At 40.1% G+C, this 21,206-nt stretch carries 28 protein-coding genes; 19 read left to right on the forward strand and 9 right to left on the reverse strand.

Going from position 1 to position 21,206, the window contains the following annotated elements:
* Positions 1-526: 526 nt before the first annotated feature.
* The 12 genes from CXF95_RS21915 to CXF95_RS21965 all read left to right on the forward strand — a co-directional run bounded on the left by CXF95_RS21915 (position 527) and on the right by CXF95_RS21965 (position 5,864).
* Positions 527-1,204 carry a site-specific integrase gene (locus tag CXF95_RS21915; protein WP_232787980.1) on the forward strand — a complete coding sequence of 226 codons (678 nt, stop codon included), beginning with the start codon at positions 527-529 and terminating at the stop codon, positions 1,202-1,204.
* 3 nt (positions 1,205-1,207) lie between these two features.
* Positions 1,208-1,495: a helix-turn-helix domain-containing protein gene (locus CXF95_RS21920; RefSeq protein WP_101200690.1), complete on the forward strand. Its 288-nt coding sequence runs from the start codon at positions 1,208-1,210 to the stop codon at positions 1,493-1,495.
* A 53-nt stretch (positions 1,496-1,548) separates the two neighbouring features.
* Positions 1,549-1,824 (forward strand): chromosome segregation protein ParM, encoded by a 276-nt coding sequence (locus tag CXF95_RS21925; protein WP_198556671.1) that lies wholly within the window; start codon positions 1,549-1,551, stop codon positions 1,822-1,824.
* Positions 1,817-1,999 (forward strand): hypothetical protein, encoded by a 183-nt coding sequence (locus CXF95_RS21930; RefSeq protein ID WP_101200692.1) that lies wholly within the window; start codon positions 1,817-1,819, stop codon positions 1,997-1,999. The genes CXF95_RS21925 and CXF95_RS21930 overlap by 8 nt, the downstream gene beginning before the upstream one ends.
* 10 nt (positions 2,000-2,009) lie before the next feature.
* Positions 2,010-2,138 (forward strand): hypothetical protein, encoded by a 129-nt coding sequence (locus CXF95_RS31180; protein WP_255418946.1) that lies wholly within the window; start codon positions 2,010-2,012, stop codon positions 2,136-2,138.
* A 39-nt stretch (positions 2,139-2,177) separates the two neighbouring features.
* Entirely contained in the window at positions 2,178-2,402 is a 225-nt protein-coding gene (locus CXF95_RS21935) for a hypothetical protein (RefSeq protein WP_101200693.1), read from the forward strand.
* A gap of 75 nt (positions 2,403-2,477) precedes the next feature.
* Positions 2,478-2,657 carry a hypothetical protein gene (locus tag CXF95_RS21940; protein ID WP_101200694.1) on the forward strand — a complete coding sequence of 60 codons (180 nt, stop codon included), beginning with the start codon at positions 2,478-2,480 and terminating at the stop codon, positions 2,655-2,657.
* A 105-nt stretch (positions 2,658-2,762) separates the two neighbouring features.
* Entirely contained in the window at positions 2,763-3,194 is a 432-nt protein-coding gene (locus CXF95_RS21945; protein ID WP_101200695.1) for a hypothetical protein, read from the forward strand.
* A gap of 73 nt (positions 3,195-3,267) precedes the next feature.
* A complete protein-coding gene (locus CXF95_RS21950; RefSeq protein ID WP_101200696.1) occupies positions 3,268-3,597 on the forward strand; it encodes a hypothetical protein in 330 nt (109 codons plus the stop codon).
* Between the two features lie 112 nt (positions 3,598-3,709).
* On the forward strand, positions 3,710-4,084 hold the full coding sequence (locus tag CXF95_RS21955) for a hypothetical protein (protein WP_101200697.1): 375 nt from the start codon (positions 3,710-3,712) through the stop codon (positions 4,082-4,084).
* A complete protein-coding gene (tnpB, locus tag CXF95_RS21960) occupies positions 4,081-4,419 on the forward strand; it encodes an IS66 family insertion sequence element accessory protein TnpB (RefSeq protein ID WP_101200698.1) in 339 nt (112 codons plus the stop codon). Before CXF95_RS21955 ends, tnpB begins: the two co-directional genes overlap by 4 nt.
* A 128-nt stretch (positions 4,420-4,547) precedes the next feature.
* The gene (locus tag CXF95_RS21965) at positions 4,548-5,864 is read left to right on the forward strand and encodes a transposase (RefSeq protein WP_101200699.1); all 1,317 of its coding nucleotides are present in this window, start codon (positions 4,548-4,550) and stop codon (positions 5,862-5,864) included.
* Here CXF95_RS21965 and CXF95_RS21970 read toward each other — a convergent pair.
* Positions 5,848-6,910, reverse strand: a protein-coding gene (locus CXF95_RS21970; protein WP_101200700.1) for an IS630 family transposase whose coding sequence is annotated in 2 segments (ribosomal slippage) — positions 5,848-6,423 and positions 6,425-6,910 — 1,062 coding nt in all. Because the reading frame shifts where the segments join, the coding sequence is not laid out codon by codon here. The genes CXF95_RS21965 and CXF95_RS21970 overlap by 17 nt on opposite strands.
* 154 nt (positions 6,911-7,064) lie before the next feature.
* Here CXF95_RS21970 and CXF95_RS29685 point away from each other — a divergent pair.
* Positions 7,065-7,235: a hypothetical protein gene (locus tag CXF95_RS29685; RefSeq protein WP_157828209.1), complete on the forward strand. Its 171-nt coding sequence runs from the start codon at positions 7,065-7,067 to the stop codon at positions 7,233-7,235.
* A gap of 13 nt (positions 7,236-7,248) precedes the next feature.
* Here CXF95_RS29685 and CXF95_RS21975 read toward each other — a convergent pair whose 3' ends face one another.
* The 6 genes from CXF95_RS21975 to CXF95_RS22000 form a co-directional block, all read right to left on the reverse strand.
* The gene (locus CXF95_RS21975) at positions 7,249-7,659 is read right to left on the reverse strand and encodes a hypothetical protein (RefSeq protein ID WP_157828210.1); all 411 of its coding nucleotides are present in this window, start codon (positions 7,657-7,659) and stop codon (positions 7,249-7,251) included.
* Positions 7,646-7,810 carry a hypothetical protein gene (locus CXF95_RS21980; RefSeq protein WP_232787977.1) on the reverse strand — a complete coding sequence of 55 codons (165 nt, stop codon included), beginning with the start codon at positions 7,808-7,810 and terminating at the stop codon, positions 7,646-7,648. Before CXF95_RS21980 ends, CXF95_RS21975 begins: the two co-directional genes overlap by 14 nt.
* Positions 7,811-8,475: 665 nt before the next feature.
* Positions 8,476-9,123: a gamma-glutamylcyclotransferase gene (locus CXF95_RS21985; RefSeq protein WP_232787978.1), complete on the reverse strand. Its 648-nt coding sequence runs from the start codon at positions 9,121-9,123 to the stop codon at positions 8,476-8,478.
* Positions 9,101-11,044, reverse strand: coding sequence for an ATP-binding protein (locus CXF95_RS21990; RefSeq protein ID WP_101200703.1), 1,944 nt, complete (start codon positions 11,042-11,044; stop codon positions 9,101-9,103). Before CXF95_RS21990 ends, CXF95_RS21985 begins: the two co-directional genes overlap by 23 nt.
* Positions 11,034-11,852 (reverse strand): hypothetical protein, encoded by an 819-nt coding sequence (locus CXF95_RS21995; RefSeq protein ID WP_101200704.1) that lies wholly within the window; start codon positions 11,850-11,852, stop codon positions 11,034-11,036. The genes CXF95_RS21990 and CXF95_RS21995 overlap by 11 nt, the downstream gene beginning before the upstream one ends.
* 2 nt (positions 11,853-11,854) lie before the next feature.
* Complete coding sequence (locus CXF95_RS22000; protein ID WP_101200705.1) at positions 11,855-12,463, reverse strand: hypothetical protein; 609 nt, start codon at positions 12,461-12,463, stop codon at positions 11,855-11,857.
* Between the two features lie 296 nt (positions 12,464-12,759).
* On the opposite strand from CXF95_RS22000, the gene CXF95_RS22005 reads away from it, so the two are divergent.
* From CXF95_RS22005 to CXF95_RS22035, 6 genes are all read left to right on the forward strand, one after another.
* Positions 12,760-13,146, forward strand: coding sequence for a hypothetical protein (locus tag CXF95_RS22005; RefSeq protein ID WP_101200706.1), 387 nt, complete (start codon positions 12,760-12,762; stop codon positions 13,144-13,146).
* A 517-nt stretch (positions 13,147-13,663) separates the two neighbouring features.
* On the forward strand, positions 13,664-14,881 hold the full coding sequence (locus CXF95_RS22010; protein WP_101200707.1) for a replication initiation protein: 1,218 nt from the start codon (positions 13,664-13,666) through the stop codon (positions 14,879-14,881).
* Positions 14,882-15,542: 661 nt separating this feature from the next.
* On the forward strand, positions 15,543-16,637 hold the full coding sequence (locus CXF95_RS22015; protein WP_101200708.1) for a hypothetical protein: 1,095 nt from the start codon (positions 15,543-15,545) through the stop codon (positions 16,635-16,637).
* 290 nt (positions 16,638-16,927) lie between these two features.
* On the forward strand, positions 16,928-17,356 hold the full coding sequence (locus CXF95_RS22020) for a hypothetical protein (protein WP_101200709.1): 429 nt from the start codon (positions 16,928-16,930) through the stop codon (positions 17,354-17,356).
* The gene (locus CXF95_RS22025) at positions 17,340-17,666 is read left to right on the forward strand and encodes a hypothetical protein (RefSeq protein ID WP_101200710.1); all 327 of its coding nucleotides are present in this window, start codon (positions 17,340-17,342) and stop codon (positions 17,664-17,666) included. The genes CXF95_RS22020 and CXF95_RS22025 overlap by 17 nt, the downstream gene beginning before the upstream one ends.
* A gap of 576 nt (positions 17,667-18,242) precedes the next feature.
* Entirely contained in the window at positions 18,243-18,668 is a 426-nt protein-coding gene (locus CXF95_RS22035) for a hypothetical protein (RefSeq protein WP_101200712.1), read from the forward strand.
* A gap of 42 nt (positions 18,669-18,710) precedes the next feature.
* Here the strand turns inward: CXF95_RS22035 and CXF95_RS29690 are convergent, their stop codons facing one another.
* Both CXF95_RS29690 and CXF95_RS22040 read right to left on the reverse strand, forming a co-directional pair.
* Positions 18,711-18,947 carry a hypothetical protein gene (locus tag CXF95_RS29690; protein ID WP_157828212.1) on the reverse strand — a complete coding sequence of 79 codons (237 nt, stop codon included), beginning with the start codon at positions 18,945-18,947 and terminating at the stop codon, positions 18,711-18,713.
* A 928-nt stretch (positions 18,948-19,875) separates the two neighbouring features.
* Positions 19,876-20,334 carry a hypothetical protein gene (locus CXF95_RS22040; RefSeq protein ID WP_101200713.1) on the reverse strand — a complete coding sequence of 153 codons (459 nt, stop codon included), beginning with the start codon at positions 20,332-20,334 and terminating at the stop codon, positions 19,876-19,878.
* Between the last annotated feature and the right edge of the window lie 872 nt (positions 20,335-21,206).

Raw genomic sequence — 21,206 nt, forward strand, 5'->3', positions numbered from 1 at the left:
GCTAGCGGAATGTTGTTGTTCAGTCATGTCCGCTGTAGATCAAAACATACAACAAATTTTAGTGACAATTCTCAAGTGCTAATGTCTTCAGTGTGGCAATTCTTGCCATTAAAGCCAATTATCCTAACGACAGCAATGTCGGAAAACTTGCCATTAGGATACCAACCGATAACATCAAAAAGTTTAAAGGTATACAGATTGCTTGAACGGCTCCTGATCGCTCACTGGAGCCATTCGCTGTGTGTCACAAATGTGCCAATAGCTGATTAACACGACGACACATAAAAAAGGCCAACGGCCTAAAACACTTACTTTCCCCCAAAACATTATTCCAATATGCCCTTTATGAATGGGGCTTGTAGTTTTTGGCACCTAAATATCTTACCATGTTGGAATTGGGTGTTATTTGGAGTATTTCATCATCACTGATTTAGAAAAACCTAGACGAAGACGTCCTGTATCTGATGCTGTAAAGCGGTTAAAAAGCAGTACGAAAGGCGCTGGTAGGATTAAAAATAAATCTCAGTTGAAACATATACTAGCCAACGCAAATCGAGGTGAGTGCGCTGAGCGTAATGTCGCCTTGGTCTGGTTTTTATTCGGCTCTCTTACCAGAATTACAGAGACGTGCTATTTACGCGTGGAGGACATTTTTTATAGTAACGGATCTTTAAAATCTATTTTCAGAATGAAAAAAGAATATGCAAAGGGTGGCCGTAGTCGTGATTGTGCCTTAGTTCTTAAGCAGCAAAGAAAGGCGTTATTAGCATGGCGCGACAAAAGAATTAGAGACAATGCCTTTTTATCTGATGATGGTAGTTATGGGGGGTTACGCGGTGACAGCCCTTTGTTTTTATCTTATAAAGGTCAACGAGGGCATAAATGGGTAAAGCTTGCATTTAATCCAAAATCATACAAAACCAAAGATGGTAAAGAGCAGGAGATAATGCGCTGTTCCAGCATGGAAAACTATATTCGAGATCTATTTAAAAAATGTGGGTTCAAAAAAGGCTCTAGCCACTCTGGGCGTAAAAGTACATCAAGCTACCTAAGTGACTTAGGTGTGCCGTATGATGTTATACAAATGGCTATAGGTCATTTAAGCGGTGATATGACAGACACTTATATTATTCCCGATCCTCAGAGGTTAACTGATGCCCTGAATGGTTTGTACAGCACAATACCGCAAATTGGAGAAGCTTAATAAATGACAGATAAGTACAGCAAAACCAAAACAAGCTACTACAGACGGATTTACGTGGCTTATCTTATAGATACTGGTACCAATACAGTGAAAGGGCTGTTGGACGCTACTGGGATGCATAGGCGAACGCTGCAAGACACATTATCCGCCTTGCCAGAGTTGGATATTATTGTTGAATCATCAGGCGGAACTAAAGCGCTCACTTACAAAGTTACCAATTGGGCTGCAATAAAAAAAGAATGGGTAAAAAATAACTTGCAGCACATAAAAGACGTGCTAGAATGCAGTTAGATATTAATCATGTGCCACATGAATAAGGATTAGTTTTGAGGTTGTCGTTTATAATGAAAGATGTTTTGCTTCTACTCTTTGCCATAGAGCGGAAAGGCGGTAAAAACCCCGTTGGTAGTATGGCGCTGCTTAACAGTATTAATGATAGTCGAAACAGCTTCATAGCGGATAAAAATTTCCGCACAAGCTGCCATAAAATGGTCGAGCATGGATTAGTTGAGATGCACAGAGGGCCAGCATTAAAACTTTACTGGAAACTAACCAACTTTGGCCGTACTAAAGCAGAAACTATTTATAACGAGATAATAATGGAACAAAGCAATGGCTAAAAAACAGGAATTTAAGGAGCCACCGGTGATGCTCGTCCAGACTTGGTATGACTTGCTTAACAATAAAGATAGTAAAGAACTTCAGAAAAGTGGACAAGATAAGCTGCTTAGGGCTTTTAACAATGATCCTCAAGCCATTGCTGATTATCTTAAGCTACATAAGATCATTGAGTGAGAAATGAACTATGTCAGATGATGATTTAACAAAACTCAAAGAACAAATTGTACATGCTGAAAAATATGGTTTTGAGGGTGTAGGTCTAAGTCTCAAAAAAGTGAAATGGTTGCTTGAGCAAGCAATAAAAAACAAATAGTTGGAATAAATCACATTCGTAATTAATAGGAATAACAAAATGAAATTAAATATGTATCCACAATTAGCAATGTCACTAGATATATTTTTACACGCAATACTAATTGTGTTGGTCGCTATAGGAGTAAATACGATTGTAGGCGGATTGTTTGGAGAGGTGTTTATATTTTTGAGTGTGTTCGTAAGTATAGCATTGGCAAAATATTCTGGAGAAAATGAAGACGTTGGCCTGCTCGTTTTCCGTCGTTGGTTGAGAGTGAATTAGCTTATTGGAATTTAACGGACGCTGGCAGAGACAGAGCCTGCGAAATCTATAGGGATATTATGTTGGAGCAAGAAAATGGATGATAAAGTAATACAAGAAGAGCCGCCGTTAGTGTTGGTCCAAACTTGGTATGAGTTGTTGTTAAATGGCGAAGATAAACAATCGAGACGACATGCTGAGAAAATGCTTATGGGTGCATTTGGAACCCAAGAAGCGGTTGCAAATTACTTGAAAAAACACAACATAATCGAATAGTGGAATCAATGATTATGTACCTCAAAAAGTGTACTTATGCCATCAGCATGAAGAACACGGATTTTTAGCTAAATAATTCAATGTATTGATATGGAAAACTTAAATATGAACAAAATCGCTATATTTTTAGTGGCAATTTCAATTGCATTAACCGGATGTGATAATGCGGGTAAGTCCCAAAGTATTGATGTTGCAAACACAGCATCCGAGTTATTAGCTGTAAATTCGGTGAGAGTTATCATTGCAGATAAAAACCCCCAGCCTATTTTATTCGAGAATAAAGATTGCTTTTATCAAGCGGATGCATCGTCAAAGACGCAGGGTGTAATCGAATTTAGGTTAAATAGCGTCACTTGTGGGAGTGTAGGCAAAGAGATCAATACAACGAATAATGCTCCAGTTCTTTATTTTACAGGAGCTGAAATTCTTAGAAGCGCTATGGTTGTTGGCGTTGTAAATGAAATGAGTATCGGTAAAAAGATTGATGGAACGAAATGGCTTAAATTTGAGAAAGAATTAAGCAAATATTCCGAGTAGAACTTATTTTTTTGTTTTAAACAAAAGTTAATTATAAATAATAGGTATGCATTCAAAAATAGGAAACATGTGAGTGAGTAATAGTCTGAAAATTGTGTTCGCTCTGTGCGCTTTGCTGAGCGCCAAAGCTCTGGCCAGTAATGGAGGTGGTATGAAGCCGCCTGGGGATGTTTTCTCTTGTGTTCAGGCTAGTCGGAATTACCTGATAGGTACCAAAGATGTAAAGGCGACATTTTTGAAAATTAATAAAGAATGGGCGTGTCTTTCTGATGAGGACTTAACACTCTGCAAGGAAACAACATTAATGGTGTTTGACATGTATAAAAAGGGCTTTTCAAATAAATCAATTCAGAATGCAATTTATTCTAAAGGTGCTTGGACAGCTGGCATTTGTAATAAATGAAATAATAGGAAAACCCAGAAAGAAGAACGGCTTTGAGCTTACGGCAGCATAGCGCAACTTCTTAAATTTGATCTGATTTAATGTTTTCAACTTATTTATTCGAGATGAAAATATGGCAAACGCTAAAGAAATAAATCAGGTAGTTGAAGCATTTGAGTTATGGCGACATAACCGAGGCAGTCGTAAATCCCCAACCCCACAAGCACTGCGAAAACAAGCCGTCGACTTACTTGAACACTGCACTTACAGTAATGTTACCTCGATGCTGCGGATCAGTGGCTCACAATTGAAACAATGGCGTGAGTCCGTTAAGCCAAGCCAAACAAACCATGATTTCATCCAACTTCCTGCGCGAAGCGAAGCGCAGCATAGTATTAATAAACATCCCATAATCGAGCTTCGTTTGTGCAATGGTGCGGCATTGACGTTTGCGGGCCAGATTTCGCAAGCCTTGCTTGTAACGATGATCCAGGAAGCGAAACCATGATCCATTTAACGGCCCAGACGCCGATTTTGATCGCCACTTCCCCGGCCGATTTTCGCATGGGGATCGATGGATTAGCCGCGCTTTGCCACAGCAGACTGACGCATGACCCCCGCTGTGGAATATTGTTTGTGTTTATCAATCGCAATAAAACCATGATCCGTACGCTAGCCTATGATGGCAACGGGTTTTGGTTAATGACCAAGCGTTTATCCAAGGGTAAGTTTCAATGCTGGCCCAACGTCAACTCAATTGTTCATCCGTTTGAAGCCAAGCAGTTACGTCAACTTCTGAGCGGCGTGCAAGCTGATCTTAAACGATCATTTATAGCAAAATAAGCGATCGTATATTAGCGATGAAATCCACCTTAAAAACAGACTTGTATTTTCAAAAGATGGGATCATAATGCCCGCTAATATCTTCAGCAAACATAATAAACGGTTAACATAAACGGTTAACATAAACAGTGAGTAAACCCTTTACAGAAATCGATGGTCAGGAGCTTGAAGCACTGATAGCCCGCGTGGCTGAGGCCAAAGAAAATAATCTGGCGTTAAGTGCGCAGGATAGCCAGTTGTTATTGGATGCCTTGCTGACACTGGCGAGCATGCAGGACCGTTTGACTGATCATAACGTCACTATTCATAAGTTACGTAAATTACTTGGGATAGAAAAGTCGTCTGAGAAACAAACGGATGTCAGCCAGAAAACCAAAAAGCCTCGTACCAAGAAGCACACTTGCACCTCCGCAGATGAAGGGTTTACTCCGGTCAAGCCCACAGTGGTAATTCACCCGTTAACAGACATCAAAAAAGGGGAGGGTTGCCCTGAATGTCTAACTGGGAAGATATATAAAACAGAGCCGGGTAGCTTCTTGCGGATCACCGGACAAAGTCCGTTTACGCCCGAGCAACATGTGATGGAGCGAAATCGCTGCAATACATGTGGGGCGTATTTCACCGCACCGCTACCGCAAGATGTATTACAAGACGGCTCAGGAACCCAGAAATACGGGTATTCCGCGCGTTCATTGATGGCGATTTACAAGTACTTCGCAGGATTACCTTTTTACCGCCAGAGCAGCATTCAAAAGTTGTTGGGCGTGAAGCTCACTGCGTCAACGGGGTTTGACCAGGTTGAACAGGTGTGCGATGCCATTTATCCGGTTTACCAACACCTATTTAGTCTGGCCGCAGATGCCGTGCATTATGCCATTGATGACACCACTCACCGTATTTTAGATGCCAAGCCCATTGAGAAAAAGATGCGCAACAGTGATAAAACACAACTACGCAGTGGTGTGTATACCTCAGGCGTTATCGCCACCACGAAGCACAATCAACACATCGTGTTATTCGAAACCAATATCGGCCATGCCGGTGAATTTATTGACAGCATCTTACAAAACCGCAGTCAATCCAGTGCGCCGCCGATTATTATGAGTGATGCACTTGCCAGCAACCGTCCGACAGTGACGACAACAATGACATCGTTATGTAACAGTCATGCGAGACGACAGTTTGTTGATGTGATCAATCATTTTCCAGAAGAAGTCGAACATATTTTAATACGCTATGGCGAAATCTGGATCCACGACCATCACATAGCAGAACAACAACTGAGTTTAGCCAAACGGCTTGAATATCACCAAGCGCATTCGTTACCCGTCATGGCAGAAATCAAATTGTGGGGTGAAACCCATCTGGTAGATGAGACGGTAGAAGCAAACAGTGGCTTAGGCAAAGCAATAATACCAATTACACTAATTAACCACCCAAATTAAGCCAATCTCTAAAACATATATTTTTCACCCGTTCTATATCACTTATGAAGCTGTTCCATGCATTACTACAAGATTCAACAATATCGTCATAATCCTTAAAACATTTATTCGCTAATTCATTCTGTCTTAACCACTGCCATACCTGCTCAATTGGATTCAATTCAGGTGAATAAGCTGGCAATTTTATGATGCTAATATTATCAAATTCATCAACAACATTTTCTGTATGCCAACCCGCTCCATCCATTATCACTACGCTGTGTCTACCTAGTGGTGTTGCTTTTGATATTTGCTCCATGTGGAGTTTCATACCCTCTTTATTTGAAAATGGTACAACTAAAGCCTCTGTCTTTCCATTCCCTGGGCAGGCGGCACCAAATAAGTAAGCGTTTAAAAATTGTTGTTGCTTAACCGCTCGCGGACGGCTCCCTTTTTCTGCCCAGAGCCTCGTGGTTGTATTCTGTTGACCGAACCTTGCTTCATCTTGAAACCAGATATCTACGTTATCTAAGGGATGAGCTTTAGCGATCTTTTCGATCACTTTGATTTTAAATTTTTTTAAAACCGTCTTGGATTTCTTGGGACTGCTTAGGGTGACGAGAGCGACTTGTTATCCATGAAAAATTAAGTGCATGCAACAGCCTATACACATTCGTTCTACTGTATTTTATCCCAAACTTGTCATGAATGACTGAAACAAGTGCTGTCGCATTCAGCCTGCTTCCACTCTCTTTTATACTGTGCAGTTGAACATATTCTTTAAGCTCGGATAATTGATTTTCCGTCAGTTTTGAACGGCGTCCTGATCTTGTTTTTTCAGTTAGCCCTACAAGTCCCTCATTAAAAAATTTTTTAGCCCAGTCATTGACTACTTTCCTGCTTACTTTTAAATATTTGGCCGTTTGAGCTCTGTCAGCCCCGTCTTTGATGTGTGATAAAGCTAATAGACGAATTCGCATTCTACCATTGGTTTCTTGAGCAATAAGTGCCTGTAAATTAATAGGCTCTAATTTCTCAGATAATTGTTTTTGAGTAATATATTTCATACCTACAATTAGATCATAAAATTAATGTAATTGGTATAAGATACTTTATTAAACACTATGATGGGCTGAGTCTGTTTTGTCAGGTGGCAGGTGCGAAACTGGACAATAACGCCATAGAAGCGATGCTGAAAATTGTGGTGAGGGATAGAACGCGATGTTCCACAAGACTTTACTGGGTGCAACAATCGGAGATGTTATCACCTCGATGATAGCAACAGGCAGTGAGGCGGGCGTCAACGTGATGGATTATTTTACGTTGCTGCAACGTGAGCAAGAACAAGCCAAGGCCCACCCGGAAAACTACCTACCCTGGAATTATCTGTAAAATAGCTAAGCCACTACATCCCAATACACATTCGTTGACTTAGGCTTTTTGCCTGGGTCACGCTATGCTGCCGTAAGCTCACGATTTTATCCGCATGGATCAGCGAATCACCCTCCGTCCAGGGCATGTATTCACGTACTTCAGCAATCACAATGGTAGCCGCTTTTACGGCCTCCATTGTGAAGTCTACGCCCATGCCTAAACTGCAAAAGCCTTGTTTGTTGGGGTGCGTTACTTTAACCAAGGCAACATCAACTGCAATAAGTCGTTCTTCAAACAAGCGGCGCACCCTGGACGCGGACACCGGCACGTAATCAGCCAGTCCCTGGCTTACCTTTTTGCCTACTTTATCAAAGGAAAAGTTAGTGGTAACCCTAAAACGACTGGCATGATGCTCTAAATAAGGCTGTTCACCCCCCCACAATAAATTGCAAAATATTGATATCCTGCAGGCTCTTGTTCTTAACCATGGCGGCTAAAGTAGCATGGGTTGTGGCAGAGGTGCTGCCAATAGTAATATAGCTGCCATTGGGGACTTTTCCGGCCACTTCAGACAGTTCTAGCCGTTTGGTCAACCATGTATGATCCTTGGCGTACCTTGATTTTTATTGAGAGCATTACTAAACCCGAAAAACCGCCAAAAATTATTCATAAATTCATCTCTGACAGTTAAATATTATGGCGGCACAACACTAGAAGATAACCGCCGTGCTCGTCAAGTTGTAATATAATTACTGGTTCACAAAGCAAGAGGATCATGTGTTGACGGCCGTCCTTTTGTTGCAAGCTGTTTTTTAGTGATATGTGTGGCAAGTGTGCGATAGACAATATCTCATACTCCCCCCATGATATGAGAACGGCTAATGTATATTAAAAACTTTGGCGACGATGTTGTATAGTAAGCCCATAGACTTTTAACCCGCACCTCCCACTACTGGTAAAAATCCATTTCATGGTCTTTAATTCAAGATGTCCTTTTTACTTAGGCATGGAAGCGGCTAATGATAAAAACCAAGCAAGAATTTGATAGATTACTAGCTGAAAGCGATCAGGCGTTTCAGGCGTACATCTTTTGCCCGTCTCAAGAAAATGAACATCGTTACAAGACTCTCAAGTATGAGTATCGAGAGAGAGTTTTAGAGTCAGACCTACGCTTAATTATTGAATGGTCCAAATAGCCAACCGCCTATTTCACATTGAAACCGAAGCAATGATGCTAGTAGCGCCAGCAAATCAGTCTTCATTGCGATGTCACAATGACGGTTAGGTAGATCAGCGTGCCGACGATTTCTGACAGTACCGGGATGTAAATCATATCCGTCTCTCTTAACATATGAATATACGGCAACGGCAACCCATGCTCTGTTGCCCCTTCAAGCAGAATATTTATATACCGCTTCGATGCTTGATAAGGGGGCTGCAACTGACTGGTACCCACCAAGGTTTTGGCGCGGTATGTGTTGCCATTATTATCGTGCACTTCAACATCCGCAATAATGTAAGCGGTACCCTCGGAATGTATTACGCGCTTTAAGTCTTGCACTGTAATTTGATGCAATACCCCGTAAGCCTTGCTCTGGAGTTCATTTGTCAGCAACGCAAACGCCGGTTCTATACCTGGTAGACCACGCTCAGATAACGTCACTGAATAATTCAACACGTAGGCCGGCAAAGAAAGGTAAACCCCTACATGTCTAACATTGCTTAGATAACGGGTGGACATATTGGTGCCGTAAGCAAAATACCAGACTTTAGGCTGACTATTTTCTATTGGCTTAACAATGTCCCGATGGATATACATTTCAACACCCATGTGCACACCTACAAATAGCGCCACGATAGCGACAATAAGTACTTTAAGAGGTCTAATCTTTGCGTTTGTCATCATTAAAATGACTATAGACAACACGTCCAGAAAATTCCTTAGCATACATCGCGTTTTCTATCTTTTCAGCCAAGGTCTCAGCATTAATGGGTTTCACAATCACCCCATCAAAATATTTGGTTTCAATCAGCACATCTTGCGTCGCAATGGTTGCATCAGCGGTGATGCATAAGATGACACTATTGGCGTTAATCTCACTCTCACGAATGGCTTTCGTTAAGGTCGCCCCATCTAAATCTGGCATGTGGTAGTCAACCAATATCACATCAAATTGTTTCCTCAGTGCTTTGTGCAATCCAACGTTAGGGTCGGTGGCGTATTCAGGCGTGATATCAAACTGATTGAGCATATCCATCATAACAATACAGTTCGCTTCTCTATCATCGATGACCAAGACTTTACAACCACTGTCCAAATACGACTCGTCACTTAAATCAGGACTGCTCACCATCTTCGTGACTTCGATAGGAATGGTTACTGTAAATGTACTCCCCCGCCTGGGCACAGAAGATACATCAATCGACCCTTGTAAAATTTGCGTTATTTCTTTCACTATCGACAAACCAAGACCTCGGCCAGATTGCCTTCTAATTTCTGGTGCGTTGACTTGATAAAATTGATCAAAAATATGAGCCTGATCTGCTTCGGATATACCGATACCTGAATCCATTACTTTTATCACCAGGCTCGCAGGGTTAGTATCTTCAATTTGCCATGACACCGATACAGCCCCTTTTTGGGTGTACTTAAATGCATTTTCTATTAAATTAGATAACACGCGATCTATTTTTCCCTTATCAAATAACGCCTGATAATCATTACCCAAGCTACCTTCTTGACACTCAAAATTAAGTTTTTTCGCTGCGAACCTGTTTTGGAACCGGTTGCATATGTCTAGTAGGGTTTGATTGACTGACTGCTCAGTATTTTTGAGGCTTACACTCCCTGATTCAAACGCTTGTACATCCAATAATTCATCAATGACGGCAAGTAACTCAGAAGCGCTTTCTTTGCACAGGGCAAGTTTGGGTTCAATACTGTTTATTTGGTTACGCTTAATATCGCGTGTGATCGTCGAGAACAAATTAACAATGACGTGAACGGGACTGCGTATCTCATGTGATATTATCTGCATGAACCTAATTTTAGCTGAATTACTTTCTTCAGCCTCTAATTGTTTCTTTTTCGCATCACTTTGGCTTTGAGTAAGCGTATCTACTTGCACCGAGAAGGCTTTAGCAACATCCTCGAGTTTAGCGGCTAACGTATTAAACTCCTCTACCCGCGTACGCCGGATCTTAATATCATAGTGACCCCGTATAATTTGTTCCATTTCAGAAATCGTACTTCGCACATAGCGGGAATAATTCATTATGAATGACGCCAGTAATAATGTTGCCACTAACACCACGGCGGCAAATATCAATGTTTGCAACTGCAGTTCCCGATTGATACTTTGTACCTGCGAATCGTTGGTGAAATAAAGATACACCACCCCTAGTAGTTCATTAGTTTTGTCCGGTTGAACCATAGTTGCATCGAGTAGTAATTGAGGGCGATCGTCGTAAATTTCGATGGTTTCACGCTTGAGCGTAATGTTATTATTATCTGTTTTACGTTCCACTCGTTCAATAATAACGCCTTGTTCGTTCCTAACTTCAATGGCCCAAATCATTTCATGTTGTAACAAGTCTGATGATATACGCGTAATTCTCTCGATATCATTTACTGCTAAGGGAAACTGCATCATTGTCTTTAGATCGGACGTAATAATGCGATTGAGCTGGTTTATTTGACGAATATTTAAGTCCGAAATATAACGATAGTTTAAGTAGTACTGCGATACCGCGTATATCCCCACTGTCAGGACGATCAAAACTTGCATCCAGACCTTTAATCTCAGCACCAACGGTTTATTTTTCATGCTTAGACACCTCTTTAAGCTGTATATCAAACCGTTTGAGCAGCTGTTGATTTACGACAACTTCAAGGGAGTTAGAAAATTGACTGAAAGGGGTATCTAATTTGTCGCGGATACGTTGTGCAATTGACAATGTTTGTCGTGCAAATTCATCAATTTTGGGCACAAGAGCAATTGAAGCCCCGGCTTTTAATAGTTGTTTATTTAACGCGATAACGGGTAAGTTTTGACGGTACATATCTTCCAACAAAAACCGCAGTACTTTACTCGAATATAACCGCGTATCGTTCGTGATCAGAAATATATCGATTTTATCAATCTCTCGGAGCCGACGAACACCAGCAAACACATCGTTTGAAACCTTCCGGCCTATGAACTCGACATTCGTTTTCGTGGCGGCATATTGATAGAAAGGGTCATTTTCATCAAAGTAAATAAATCCCACTTTGAGCGAATCAAATTGTTGACTGAGAAATGCGTCTATATCACTGGGCGACACATGAAAATATAGGTAATATTCACGTTTATTTGGCTGTTGGCTTCCGGCGTACGGCAATACAGCTAAACAATAGATGTCTGCAATATCATGCGCGGCTTCGAAAAAATCCCGCCCCGCACCGACCACTACCGTACCTGGATTGACGTTAATCTTATCGATGATAATATTCGCGTCTTTAGAAAAAGCGGACTTTAGTTGAATAGATAAGGAGTTGGTTGCAAGTGATTGAGGGTAATATAGCGCTACATCGCTTGCGAAACTGATACTGCTATGACAAGCAATCAGCCACAATAGTAGTACTCGGAGGACCATATTTACTGCAGCTTTGCATGAGCAACAATTATCATACTCCGGATCAACTCCATTACATCCAAATCGGTTTCCATTTCATTGATATCGCTGTGTTGATGACAATATACAACCATTTTTCTATTCAGTAGTTCAAACTGTTGCTTATCCAAATCGGAAAATACATCAATTCCCATTTCATTGGCCAGTTTATGGATCATCAAAACGACGCGTGCATTTAATGATGCACTAATGGTGGAAATATCCCACTTCCCCAAACTTCTCAGATCGGTTTCAATGAAACCCTGTAAACGATCTTCAAGTGGGCCGCTACCCACTACTAGATATTCCTCTACCTCTGCCGGGGTGACGGCAATATTAGTCTTTCGTTTTAGCTCCTGGCTTAGCTCATTCGCTATTGACCTAAGCGCCGATACCCTTTTCGGGGGCCTATCATTTTCGATACATACCTTAGCGCCACTCCAGGAGAGGCCACTAATCGTTGTCAGAAACCGTATCCGACCAAATTTTTTCTTATCCAATACCGCGCATATTGCATAGAAGCGATCTTTAAATCCCGGTAAATGTTCTTTTCTGGACTTGTTCGTATTTTCAACCGTATTTGAAGTAACCATGACCTCCCCTATTTTTATTCTAAATATACCACAAAATAGTGATTTAACTAGCAACCTGCACGAGTAATCACTAAATTTATTGATCTTCAATAATATTTTTTAATATTCTCATCTCAATTCGTGTATGCATATTTATATACAAAACATCAACTTACGATGCGGAAATAATATTTACCTAAAATTAGTTACATTAACACACTTGCGATCTAAACCAGGTTCACATATAAATAGTGATATCACTATTTTTTAATAATAAGTTTATACTAGATAGCATAATGTGAGTTGGAGGATATACAATGGGAAAAATCAAAACCGTTCTATCACTTACTTTGAAGCAGATACAATCTGATCCTCATATTGCCGATCGCTTTTTCAACGCTTTTTTAACGCATAAACCATTGTTACTTAATGCAGTTCTCGCGCAAATAGAACTGCTTTCAGATTGTGTGTTAACGCCTGAGTCCCATTGGGAACTGATTAAGTTGGAGGATAACGGCTATTTCTTTATTTCCTTATGCCCAACCACTGTTAAAGAACCAGAATTGTTAGCGTGGAGAATGATCGGGCTCAAAGCTTCTATCAATGTATTTACAACCATTTTAAAGAAAACGCCAGAGAATAAATGCTTAGTTAAGGCACTGAAAGCGTTTCTTTGTGGCATTAATACGTCGAAAGTGGCGTAAATTATCATCAATTCCTCACTCACAACACGCCATTAACCACGTAAAAATTAAGGATTGCTCACAAATTTAGTTTGGTGATAAAGGGAATAAAAAATACTAGGTTGGATTAAGCATAGCTGTAGAAATTAATTGATTTGATGCGCGTTGTTATCACATTAAAGATGAAATTTTTTGATCTGTTGCGATCATGTAAACCGTGTGCAATAATCCAAAAATAGGACTAAAGCAGCGTACAGGCCTTGCCAACACTGCCTTTAGAAGGTTAGGAGCAAAGTTAAAAAGTGCTGCAAACCTTTATAAACACCTTAAAGAAATACACAAATGTGTCAAAAACAAACGGTAACATTATTCGCATAAATTAAATAAGGATGGGCAGTTAGACAGTCACCGAACTTTTGGTCGAGTAGAAAGTAACTGACTAACCACCAATGTACATATGAATATTACAATGAGAATGGGCTCAGTGCAATCTGTAACCCTATTTTTAGCGCGCTGCGTAGAGATCGAGTGGTCGTAAATGTCGATACTTAGGATCTACGAACCATCGTCCCCACTGAGTTTGCTGTTCAATACATTGCCGCACGCAATTTATTGTAGTGAAGACAAAACAGCGCGATTTAAGCTCTTAAAAAAAGATGCTTTACGATTCCCGTATATCCAAGTTAACTCTAAAAACCTAAAAAATTGGCTCGTATTCGATATAGATCATAATAATCCGATGATTTGGGAAGACGTTGATCTCCCCCCTCCAAATTTTATGGTTGTGTCTAAGGATAAGAAAAACACTTCTCATTTGTTTTATGCCATCCCTGGGGTTGCCACCTCATCAAAAAGCAGAGCTGCTCCCATTTATTATATGAAAGCTGTCTACGAAGCTATGGCGCTTAAAATGAAAGCTGACCTATCTTACTCAGGCCCAGTCGCGAAAACCCCTGGGCACCCATGGTATCGAACGGTTGAATTTCACAATGTAATGTATGATCTAGGCGAACTTGCAGAATATGTTGAGCTAACAACTAAACCACCTTGGAGTAAAGGGCCCGATCTGACTAGTATTAGTCACTCTAGAAATTGCACGTTATTTGAAATCACGCGTTTCTTTGCTTATGCCAAAGTTACTGAAGCCAGAAAAACCTCCACGCTCAGTAATTTCGAAGACATGCTACTCAATTATACAACCGCGAGGAATCGCTTTAGAACCGATGGTTGGACAGATAACCTGCCTCAATCGGAAATTAAATCCATAGTCAAATCAATCGCTAGGTGGTCCTGGGATCACTATAGAGGCAGTTCAGTGCATCGTGGTGCAATGACAATTGATAGTAACCTACCACTTTATACAAAACAAAAAATGTCCGCAGAAAGAACTGCCAAAATTAAACGGAACAAGACAGAAGTCTCTGTGCGCAACACCGTGCTTAAATTGAAAGACCTTGGGATGAACGTAAACGCCTCAAGCGTATCTCGACTTACAATGCTATCTAGGCAGACCGTGGGTAAATACCTTGAGCATGTACTGAAAAACTTAAATCCAATCATCAGCTTAAGTAATATTTTGAAAAATGCTCAGCCTGTTAAATTAGGTCTACATCAGATAGATGCTTTAGGACATTATAAAAAAAAGATGTTACCTGTAGATCTTAAAGTGGGTAGATCCTTTTTGGTTAGTACCCAAGAAAAGGAGTTCGGAGTGGGTACGTTACATGAATCGAATATTGATGATGATACCAGCTGATTCTTTTACGGGTTATCCCTAAGTCATTTGTAGTACGTTCGCTATTATAGAATTTAAGTAGAAGGTTTGCAGCAATTTTAAGTTCAATGCTCTTTATTTAAAAGGTTTAGAGCAATATAAAGGGGTGGCTTTGTGAGGTTTACAGCAATTAAAGCCGTATATTTATATAGATTTTTATACGATTGGTGGTTTTATGTACTCTATAGGGGAGATTATGCTCGTTTCAGCTTGGTTTTTAGTGATTGCGTCTCTTAATTTGTTATAAAGGTTTGCAGCAAAGTTACTCAGAGGTTTAGAGCATAGTTTAATATTCTCTCTATCTCACTGTATTTACACATAAATTTAAATTTTCATTACTCTTATGGTAAAAAGGTTTGCAGCAATCTAAGTGTGAATCTTGTTGATATTGGTTTGTTGCTCGGAAGATTTAGTGCTCTAATAAACGTTATTATGTTGTTTTTTGGGTATATTTCGACCATTTCCTGTTTTAATTAGCTTGTTTAACTCTATTCGGTAACACTAATTATTTCTGTTTGTTATATACAAGGTTTGAAGCAAAGTTAAACTAATTGTTGTTTCGTCCAGATAAGCTCAAAGCCTTTCAACCCCTTAATTTATAAGGTTTCTGAGAATTTACATTGCTAAGATGCCAGGAGTACCAATGACGGACGAAAATAAAGATAATCCAATCATCAGCACATTACCTGAGATAGACGACCACGCTAAAAAACAATTGGCCTTATTTACAGAGCCTAATGTTGATGGGAATACGTTAATGGGTTATGACATACGCCCACGCTTCGTGCATACGCGTTCGTCTAAGGTTATTCCTTTATCGGTATTCGCCGATAAAGGGGATCGGATATTTGAGATGGAGGACGGTACCGTTTATGCGATTCAACCTGCTGTTTTAGATCGTGATAAAAAAAAGGTCGCTATTTTTCCTGGTACGCGTGAATCTCTTGTTGAAGAAGCTATTATGGGGTTTGCTTCGTTGGGCCCTTTTGACAGTAAAACTGCCCAACCAGGGTATAAATATGACGCAGCTGGCTTTGCTGTATTTTTTACACTGAATCAATTGCGTATGAAAATGAGTGGTAGAGAAAAAACCTATTCACATGCGGAGTTAAACGAGGCGCTACGTGTATTGAAGGGTGCGGGGCATTACACTGGTACACATCAAGATTTTGGCGACGGGAAACTTAGAAAAGCAGATGGTTACGGCTCTTACATTCATGATTTGATCTTTGTTGATAATGACAACCCAGATAAAAATATTCGAGTGGATAAATTTATTTGTGTTTACCTGAACAGAGAAGCTACAAAACTTATCTTAGATGGCAAATACAAGTTGTATGATGAAGATTTTTCAATGCGGTTAAAGAGCCCTATTGCTAGGCACATCTATAAAAAAATGATCCAGCAATTAAAGTATCATCCCCATAATATCAATGAAAATATCACTATGGTTCTGAAACAGAATCAATGCATCTTAGAGTCTGGATATCAGATCCAGGAGAACGCGACTAAGCGTAAAACAGCGTTTCTAAATGCACTGAATGAATTGGTAGAAACAAAACGAATTCATCCAATTAAAAAAGACGACGTCGTTGTTATTAAACATCATCGGTCCATTGTTGAGTTGGAATATACCGTTAAGCCAACGGAGGGGATGTTCACCTACTTGGATCAAGTGTATGAACGCACTTTATTACAGCAAAATGAAACCGAAGACGCACAAACTAAGTTAATATAAGTTAGTAAATACAACTAATATAGACAGTTGAAGGCCATTTTATGGTTGAAGCAAAGCAGGTCTAAACCGGTCAATCTATGCTTTCAATATTGTATTATCTATTGTTTTATAATTATTTACTCTGTAATATAATTCGAATTATTATCTAATGTCGAGTTGTCACTGACTTCTATTAAACGCGGTGAGGTCGGATAAGAAAAATAATGTTGCCCGATACATGCACAAACCCTATTTAATTTCATATGTCGTGAGTCAAATTAAAAACCGATCCCCCGGATAATCGAGGCTCAATGACTATTGGGAATAACATTGTAAACGATAAAAAGTTGTTGTTTGAAAGTGTGCTGATAAAACACATTGCCAAACACGATGATTTTATGAACGACTATGATCGCCTGGCGCTGTATTTATCCGCTGATAGTGGTAAGAATATTGATGGCCGGAAAATCACCTATATGTCTCGAGGCGAAGCCTACGCCAAAAAATGGCTGATACTGTGTTTATTAAAAACGGCGTTGGTATATGGTTGGTTACCAAATACGCCAGAAGATTGGATGCATATTATTTGGACACTGACAGGTAAACGACAGTCCGTTTATGGCGGGGATAACACACTTATCTATGAAAAATTGGCGGATATGAGTGGTAAGCCCGAGTGTGTTTTTGAACAAAAATACGCTGAAATGTTACAGGAGAGTCAATATGGCGAACCGAAGTAAAATTAGGCTAACAAAAGCGAAACTTAATTATTTAGCTAAACAGCCGCGAAAATTCAAACCAGAAACGATTAAAATGTTAGAAAGAGTACTTGTTCATGGCGACACTCAAAAGGAAGTAGCAACGGCGTTTAAAGTAACACAACAATATCTTAGCTCAAGAGTCAGAGAGCTTTTAAAGCGATTGTCTGATGATGTCGGTAATGTCCCTGAAGATTGCATTGCAAGAATGGTAATTGTTCATAAAGATTTTATAGGCGAATTAGACACCTTACAGAAAAAAAGTATTAGTAAATCCTTAACTTCGACATGATGCATCAAATGATATTTTGTACTCTCTCTACTAATCATGACACCGATATTTAATAGCTTTTAAAAGGGTGATTTTATTGGCAACAATTCGCAGACCCTATCACTATGCACGCTTGATCATGTCTCCTTAGATAGTCGAAACGACAAATGTAATGTGTGGTCAGACGGTTGACATCATAAAAGAGCGCGGCCAGATTGGTCGCATTTTTTTGACTGTCTATTAACCTGGCGTAAACCAACACCAAGACTTTTTGTGTGGCTAAATATGGTTGGTTTCACCACAGGCGACGCCCCGATTGTTGGGGGTTGTATGGATTTCAATAAAGACCAATTATTTATTGCTGTTCTATATAATAACACCGTTAAACTGGTCATTTATCATTGTCGTTTAATGTCCGCTGGGATACTAAAATATATTGAATCAGTAAGAAGGATAAAGGTTACGAAAATAGAGTGTTTATAACGAAGTACCACCCTACCCTATTTCTCCAGAGATTAATAAAATGCTTTGTGACAGTGTCACAGTATGATAAATTGATTACATTGTGACAGTGTCACACTTTAATGGAGAACCCTAATGAAATTTAATATACCCGACATCAATGGTATTGATGCCTGGGGATACATCAATACCAAACTAAACACCGATCCGACGTATCTTGCACACATTGACGAGTTCGAAAAGGAGCGTTCAGGGACCAAGCTATTCAGCACTTTCAAGTTTGATGATCAACTTGCTGTTAACCTAACGGCTTGGTGCAAAAAATACCTCACCGAACAAAAATTCAGTGCGCTATGTGCTTCGCTACGCAAAAAAAATTCCCGCCGTAAACTTAATGTATTTTCGGTTGTGATTGATAATGACACGTATAATAAATTGAACGACCTATCTGCGCTGTATGAAATGACTATTAAGGACTGTATGTCCATGCTTATCGAGGACCGTTATCAAGAAGTAGATCCTCCGGTTGCGAAAAGCGCAAACGTTAGACGCAAAAAGTGACAGTGTCACACATGGCAGGTCTTTTGGTTAAAGTGAATATTACTATGCAATCTGTTCAAACATGTGATTGATATTAACGCCATCTCTGTTTAAATATTCTCGTACTTCCTCATTTCGGCATATTCGGTCGAAGTCTCTTAGCATATTTTTGAAACGTAGATTATCACTTGCTAACACTTGAGACACATCAATTGGTGAGTCAGCAGCAAACAATATTCCCTGCCGGATCCCACGCAAAATATCCTTATTATCACAATAAAATGTAGTCGTAGTGGTCATTTAAAATGTTTTTTTAATTAATTGTGTCATGCAAGACAATTTTGAGTTTAATTTCCAAATTACCAAGTCAATGTAAGTAATTTGCAGACGCTTACAATAGGCGCAGGCTAATAAGACAATGACGGAGTTACCCTACTTCATGTCACTGTTCGCTTGTATCCCCTGCCCTGTTATGTGAGTTTTAACGCCGTTTCACATATTTAACTACGCTGGACAAAATGGTTATCCACTTAGCCCCACCAACCACTATATGTTGTGTTTGCTAGATTTAACCTTGTCAGTCTCTGGTGGTAACTGGCAGCTGTTTACCAATTCCAATATATGGATGAATATCTTAACCCAGCTACTAAATTGTCTAGGCGAAATCACTTTAGTCGAATGGCTCCTTTGCCCAAGAAAGCGGACGTAGCGATTTATTGTGGTTTCGTCTCCTTTGAGCGAAAAGCGGACCTTATCTTCCGTCTCGCTTAGGACAAGAATTCCGACAAAGCAGACATACGAACGAAGAAATATATTGCTGGTAAACCCCTCAACATCAACTTCCTCTATCCGTCGTCCATGTCCCAATTGCAGACAGTCGTGGTCATAGTGATTCAGGAGTAAGAAGCCTAAGTTTTAGCAAATTAGGATAGCTGCAACTGCTATAGGGCACATTTGAGTGGGTAACGAACCTTGCTCTTCAATAGGAGTAATGGTTTGCAAGGTAAAGACCTTTCGTCCTTGCTGTTTGATTGTAGCGATAGCATCTTTTAGAATAGTGACAATAGGCACTGAGGGAGTTTGATGACTGTGTGGCCGACGCCTCTGTTACAGGCTTTATCTAATTTATCAAGCCTCTGAAATAGAAAAAGCCGTCAGGTTATCTAATACCTCCGACGGCTTCGCTTAACTATGAATTAATCGTCTGTAGTGATAACAAATTCGACGATCACTCGTGCCATTGACCAGTGCCCTTTGAGATGCCACCTTTAGTGTGCCAAGTAATGGAACCGGTCCGACCTTCAAGCTTTCCAGCCTTGCCCTTCAGTCCGCCTACACAGCTTGTCTCGGTCTTTTCCTTATTCATGAAATTACAGCCTGCCGCAACAGTGTATACCGTCGCTTCACGTGTAACGTCACAGGCAACGTGCATAGCAAATATATTCGCATTTGACGGCTGCATCATAGATACGCATTTACTTGTACTCTTTAATTTACTGCCATCAGCGTAGGTCGAGACTCCGTTGCCGGTGTTGTAACTCCCAACATAACTGCCACCGTCTGGTCCGATTCCCCCTACCACGACTGGGGTATCACTTTTCGAGTCGAAATTAAAGGTTTGTGCATTGGCAGAACCAAAGCCCAGAGCCAGTATGGCTGTGGCGATATACATTTTAGATTTAATCATTAAAATATCCATTTGTAGTTATTAGATTTATACTTCGTTTGAGTATGGGTAAAATAAAACGTCATTTTTCATAAAATGAAAATACATCTTGCCTCATATTTTGCATGCCTGCATCTATTTAACATCTTAGTTACGTTATATTTACATCTCTATTGCATTATTGAGGGAGTAAAAATAGGCAATTTCTCGCCTATTACTCAACTGTTTTCAAATAATGCAGAATCTAAAAAAAGCGCCTCCCGCTGTTATGCAAACAGATTTATCTGAGGCGCGCTCGATTTTCGCCGTTTGATGCCAGCTTTCAGCACATACTTGGTATTTAAACGGTTAGAAAAGCTAATCCACTCACCGTCTGTTAATAGGCTCATTGCCGTCAGTCAAGTTTGATTAATCGTATGATGATTTTGCGCTCAATATAATCTGATAGTTTGAATTCTCTTACGTCCGCTATAGGTCGTTAGTTGCCCTTTTGGGCTGCGAACTAGACTGACAATTTATCGCGAAAATCAGTTTAACTGAAGTGACTCCGAATGACCGGTATTGGCACTTTGCCGACGGATAGAAGACGTTCCTTAATATTGGATTTGGTCGCAAAATACACTTATAAAATTCTGAGTGCTAATGTCGGCTTTGTCGGAAAACTTGCCACTAGGATTCCGACCGATAGCATCCACAAATATCAAAAAAGTTAACAATATATTCAGTTTGGGCTACGACCGTTCCTCGCTCATTGGAGCCATTCGCTGAGCGTCGCAAATGTGCCATAAGCCGTCATACGCATTTGATTTTAAGCCTATTTTGTATCTAGACTTTACCTTGTAAGCGGACTGTCAGGGTTTTCTACACTTATTGATTGATGAGCAAGTCACAAA

The sequence above is a fragment of the Paraglaciecola sp. MB-3u-78 genome (assembly GCF_002835935.1).
Lineage (GTDB): Bacteria > Pseudomonadota > Gammaproteobacteria > Enterobacterales > Alteromonadaceae > Paraglaciecola.

Coding starts and splice junctions, on each gene's coding strand:
- CXF95_RS21920 (WP_101200690.1), top strand. CDS start 1,208: ATGACAGATAAGTACAGCAAAACCAAAACAAGCTACTACAGACGGATT.
- CXF95_RS21925 (WP_198556671.1), top strand. CDS start 1,549: ATGAAAGATGTTTTGCTTCTACTCTTTGCCATAGAGCGGAAAGGCGGT.
- CXF95_RS21930 (WP_101200692.1), top strand. CDS start 1,817: ATGGCTAAAAAACAGGAATTTAAGGAGCCACCGGTGATGCTCGTCCAG.
- CXF95_RS31180 (WP_255418946.1), top strand. CDS start 2,010: ATGTCAGATGATGATTTAACAAAACTCAAAGAACAAATTGTACATGCT.
- CXF95_RS21935 (WP_101200693.1), top strand. CDS start 2,178: ATGAAATTAAATATGTATCCACAATTAGCAATGTCACTAGATATATTT.
- CXF95_RS21940 (WP_101200694.1), top strand. CDS start 2,478: ATGGATGATAAAGTAATACAAGAAGAGCCGCCGTTAGTGTTGGTCCAA.
- CXF95_RS21945 (WP_101200695.1), top strand. CDS start 2,763: ATGAACAAAATCGCTATATTTTTAGTGGCAATTTCAATTGCATTAACC.
- CXF95_RS21955 (WP_101200697.1), top strand. CDS start 3,710: ATGGCAAACGCTAAAGAAATAAATCAGGTAGTTGAAGCATTTGAGTTA.
- tnpB (WP_101200698.1), top strand. CDS start 4,081: ATGATCCATTTAACGGCCCAGACGCCGATTTTGATCGCCACTTCCCCG.
- CXF95_RS29685 (WP_157828209.1), top strand. CDS start 7,065: ATGTTCCACAAGACTTTACTGGGTGCAACAATCGGAGATGTTATCACC.
- CXF95_RS21985 (WP_232787978.1), bottom strand. CDS start 9,123: ATGATGACAAACGCAAAGATTAGACCTCTTAAAGTACTTATTGTCGCT.
- CXF95_RS21990 (WP_101200703.1), bottom strand. CDS start 11,044: ATGAAAAATAAACCGTTGGTGCTGAGATTAAAGGTCTGGATGCAAGTT.
- CXF95_RS21995 (WP_101200704.1), bottom strand. CDS start 11,852: ATGGTCCTCCGAGTACTACTATTGTGGCTGATTGCTTGTCATAGCAGT.
- CXF95_RS22000 (WP_101200705.1), bottom strand. CDS start 12,463: ATGGTTACTTCAAATACGGTTGAAAATACGAACAAGTCCAGAAAAGAA.
- CXF95_RS22005 (WP_101200706.1), top strand. CDS start 12,760: ATGGGAAAAATCAAAACCGTTCTATCACTTACTTTGAAGCAGATACAA.
- CXF95_RS22010 (WP_101200707.1), top strand. CDS start 13,664: ATGTCGATACTTAGGATCTACGAACCATCGTCCCCACTGAGTTTGCTG.
- CXF95_RS22015 (WP_101200708.1), top strand. CDS start 15,543: ATGACGGACGAAAATAAAGATAATCCAATCATCAGCACATTACCTGAG.
- CXF95_RS22020 (WP_101200709.1), top strand. CDS start 16,928: ATGACTATTGGGAATAACATTGTAAACGATAAAAAGTTGTTGTTTGAA.
- CXF95_RS22025 (WP_101200710.1), top strand. CDS start 17,340: ATGGCGAACCGAAGTAAAATTAGGCTAACAAAAGCGAAACTTAATTAT.
- CXF95_RS22035 (WP_101200712.1), top strand. CDS start 18,243: ATGAAATTTAATATACCCGACATCAATGGTATTGATGCCTGGGGATAC.
- CXF95_RS29690 (WP_157828212.1), bottom strand. CDS start 18,947: ATGACCACTACGACTACATTTTATTGTGATAATAAGGATATTTTGCGT.
- CXF95_RS22040 (WP_101200713.1), bottom strand. CDS start 20,334: ATGATTAAATCTAAAATGTATATCGCCACAGCCATACTGGCTCTGGGC.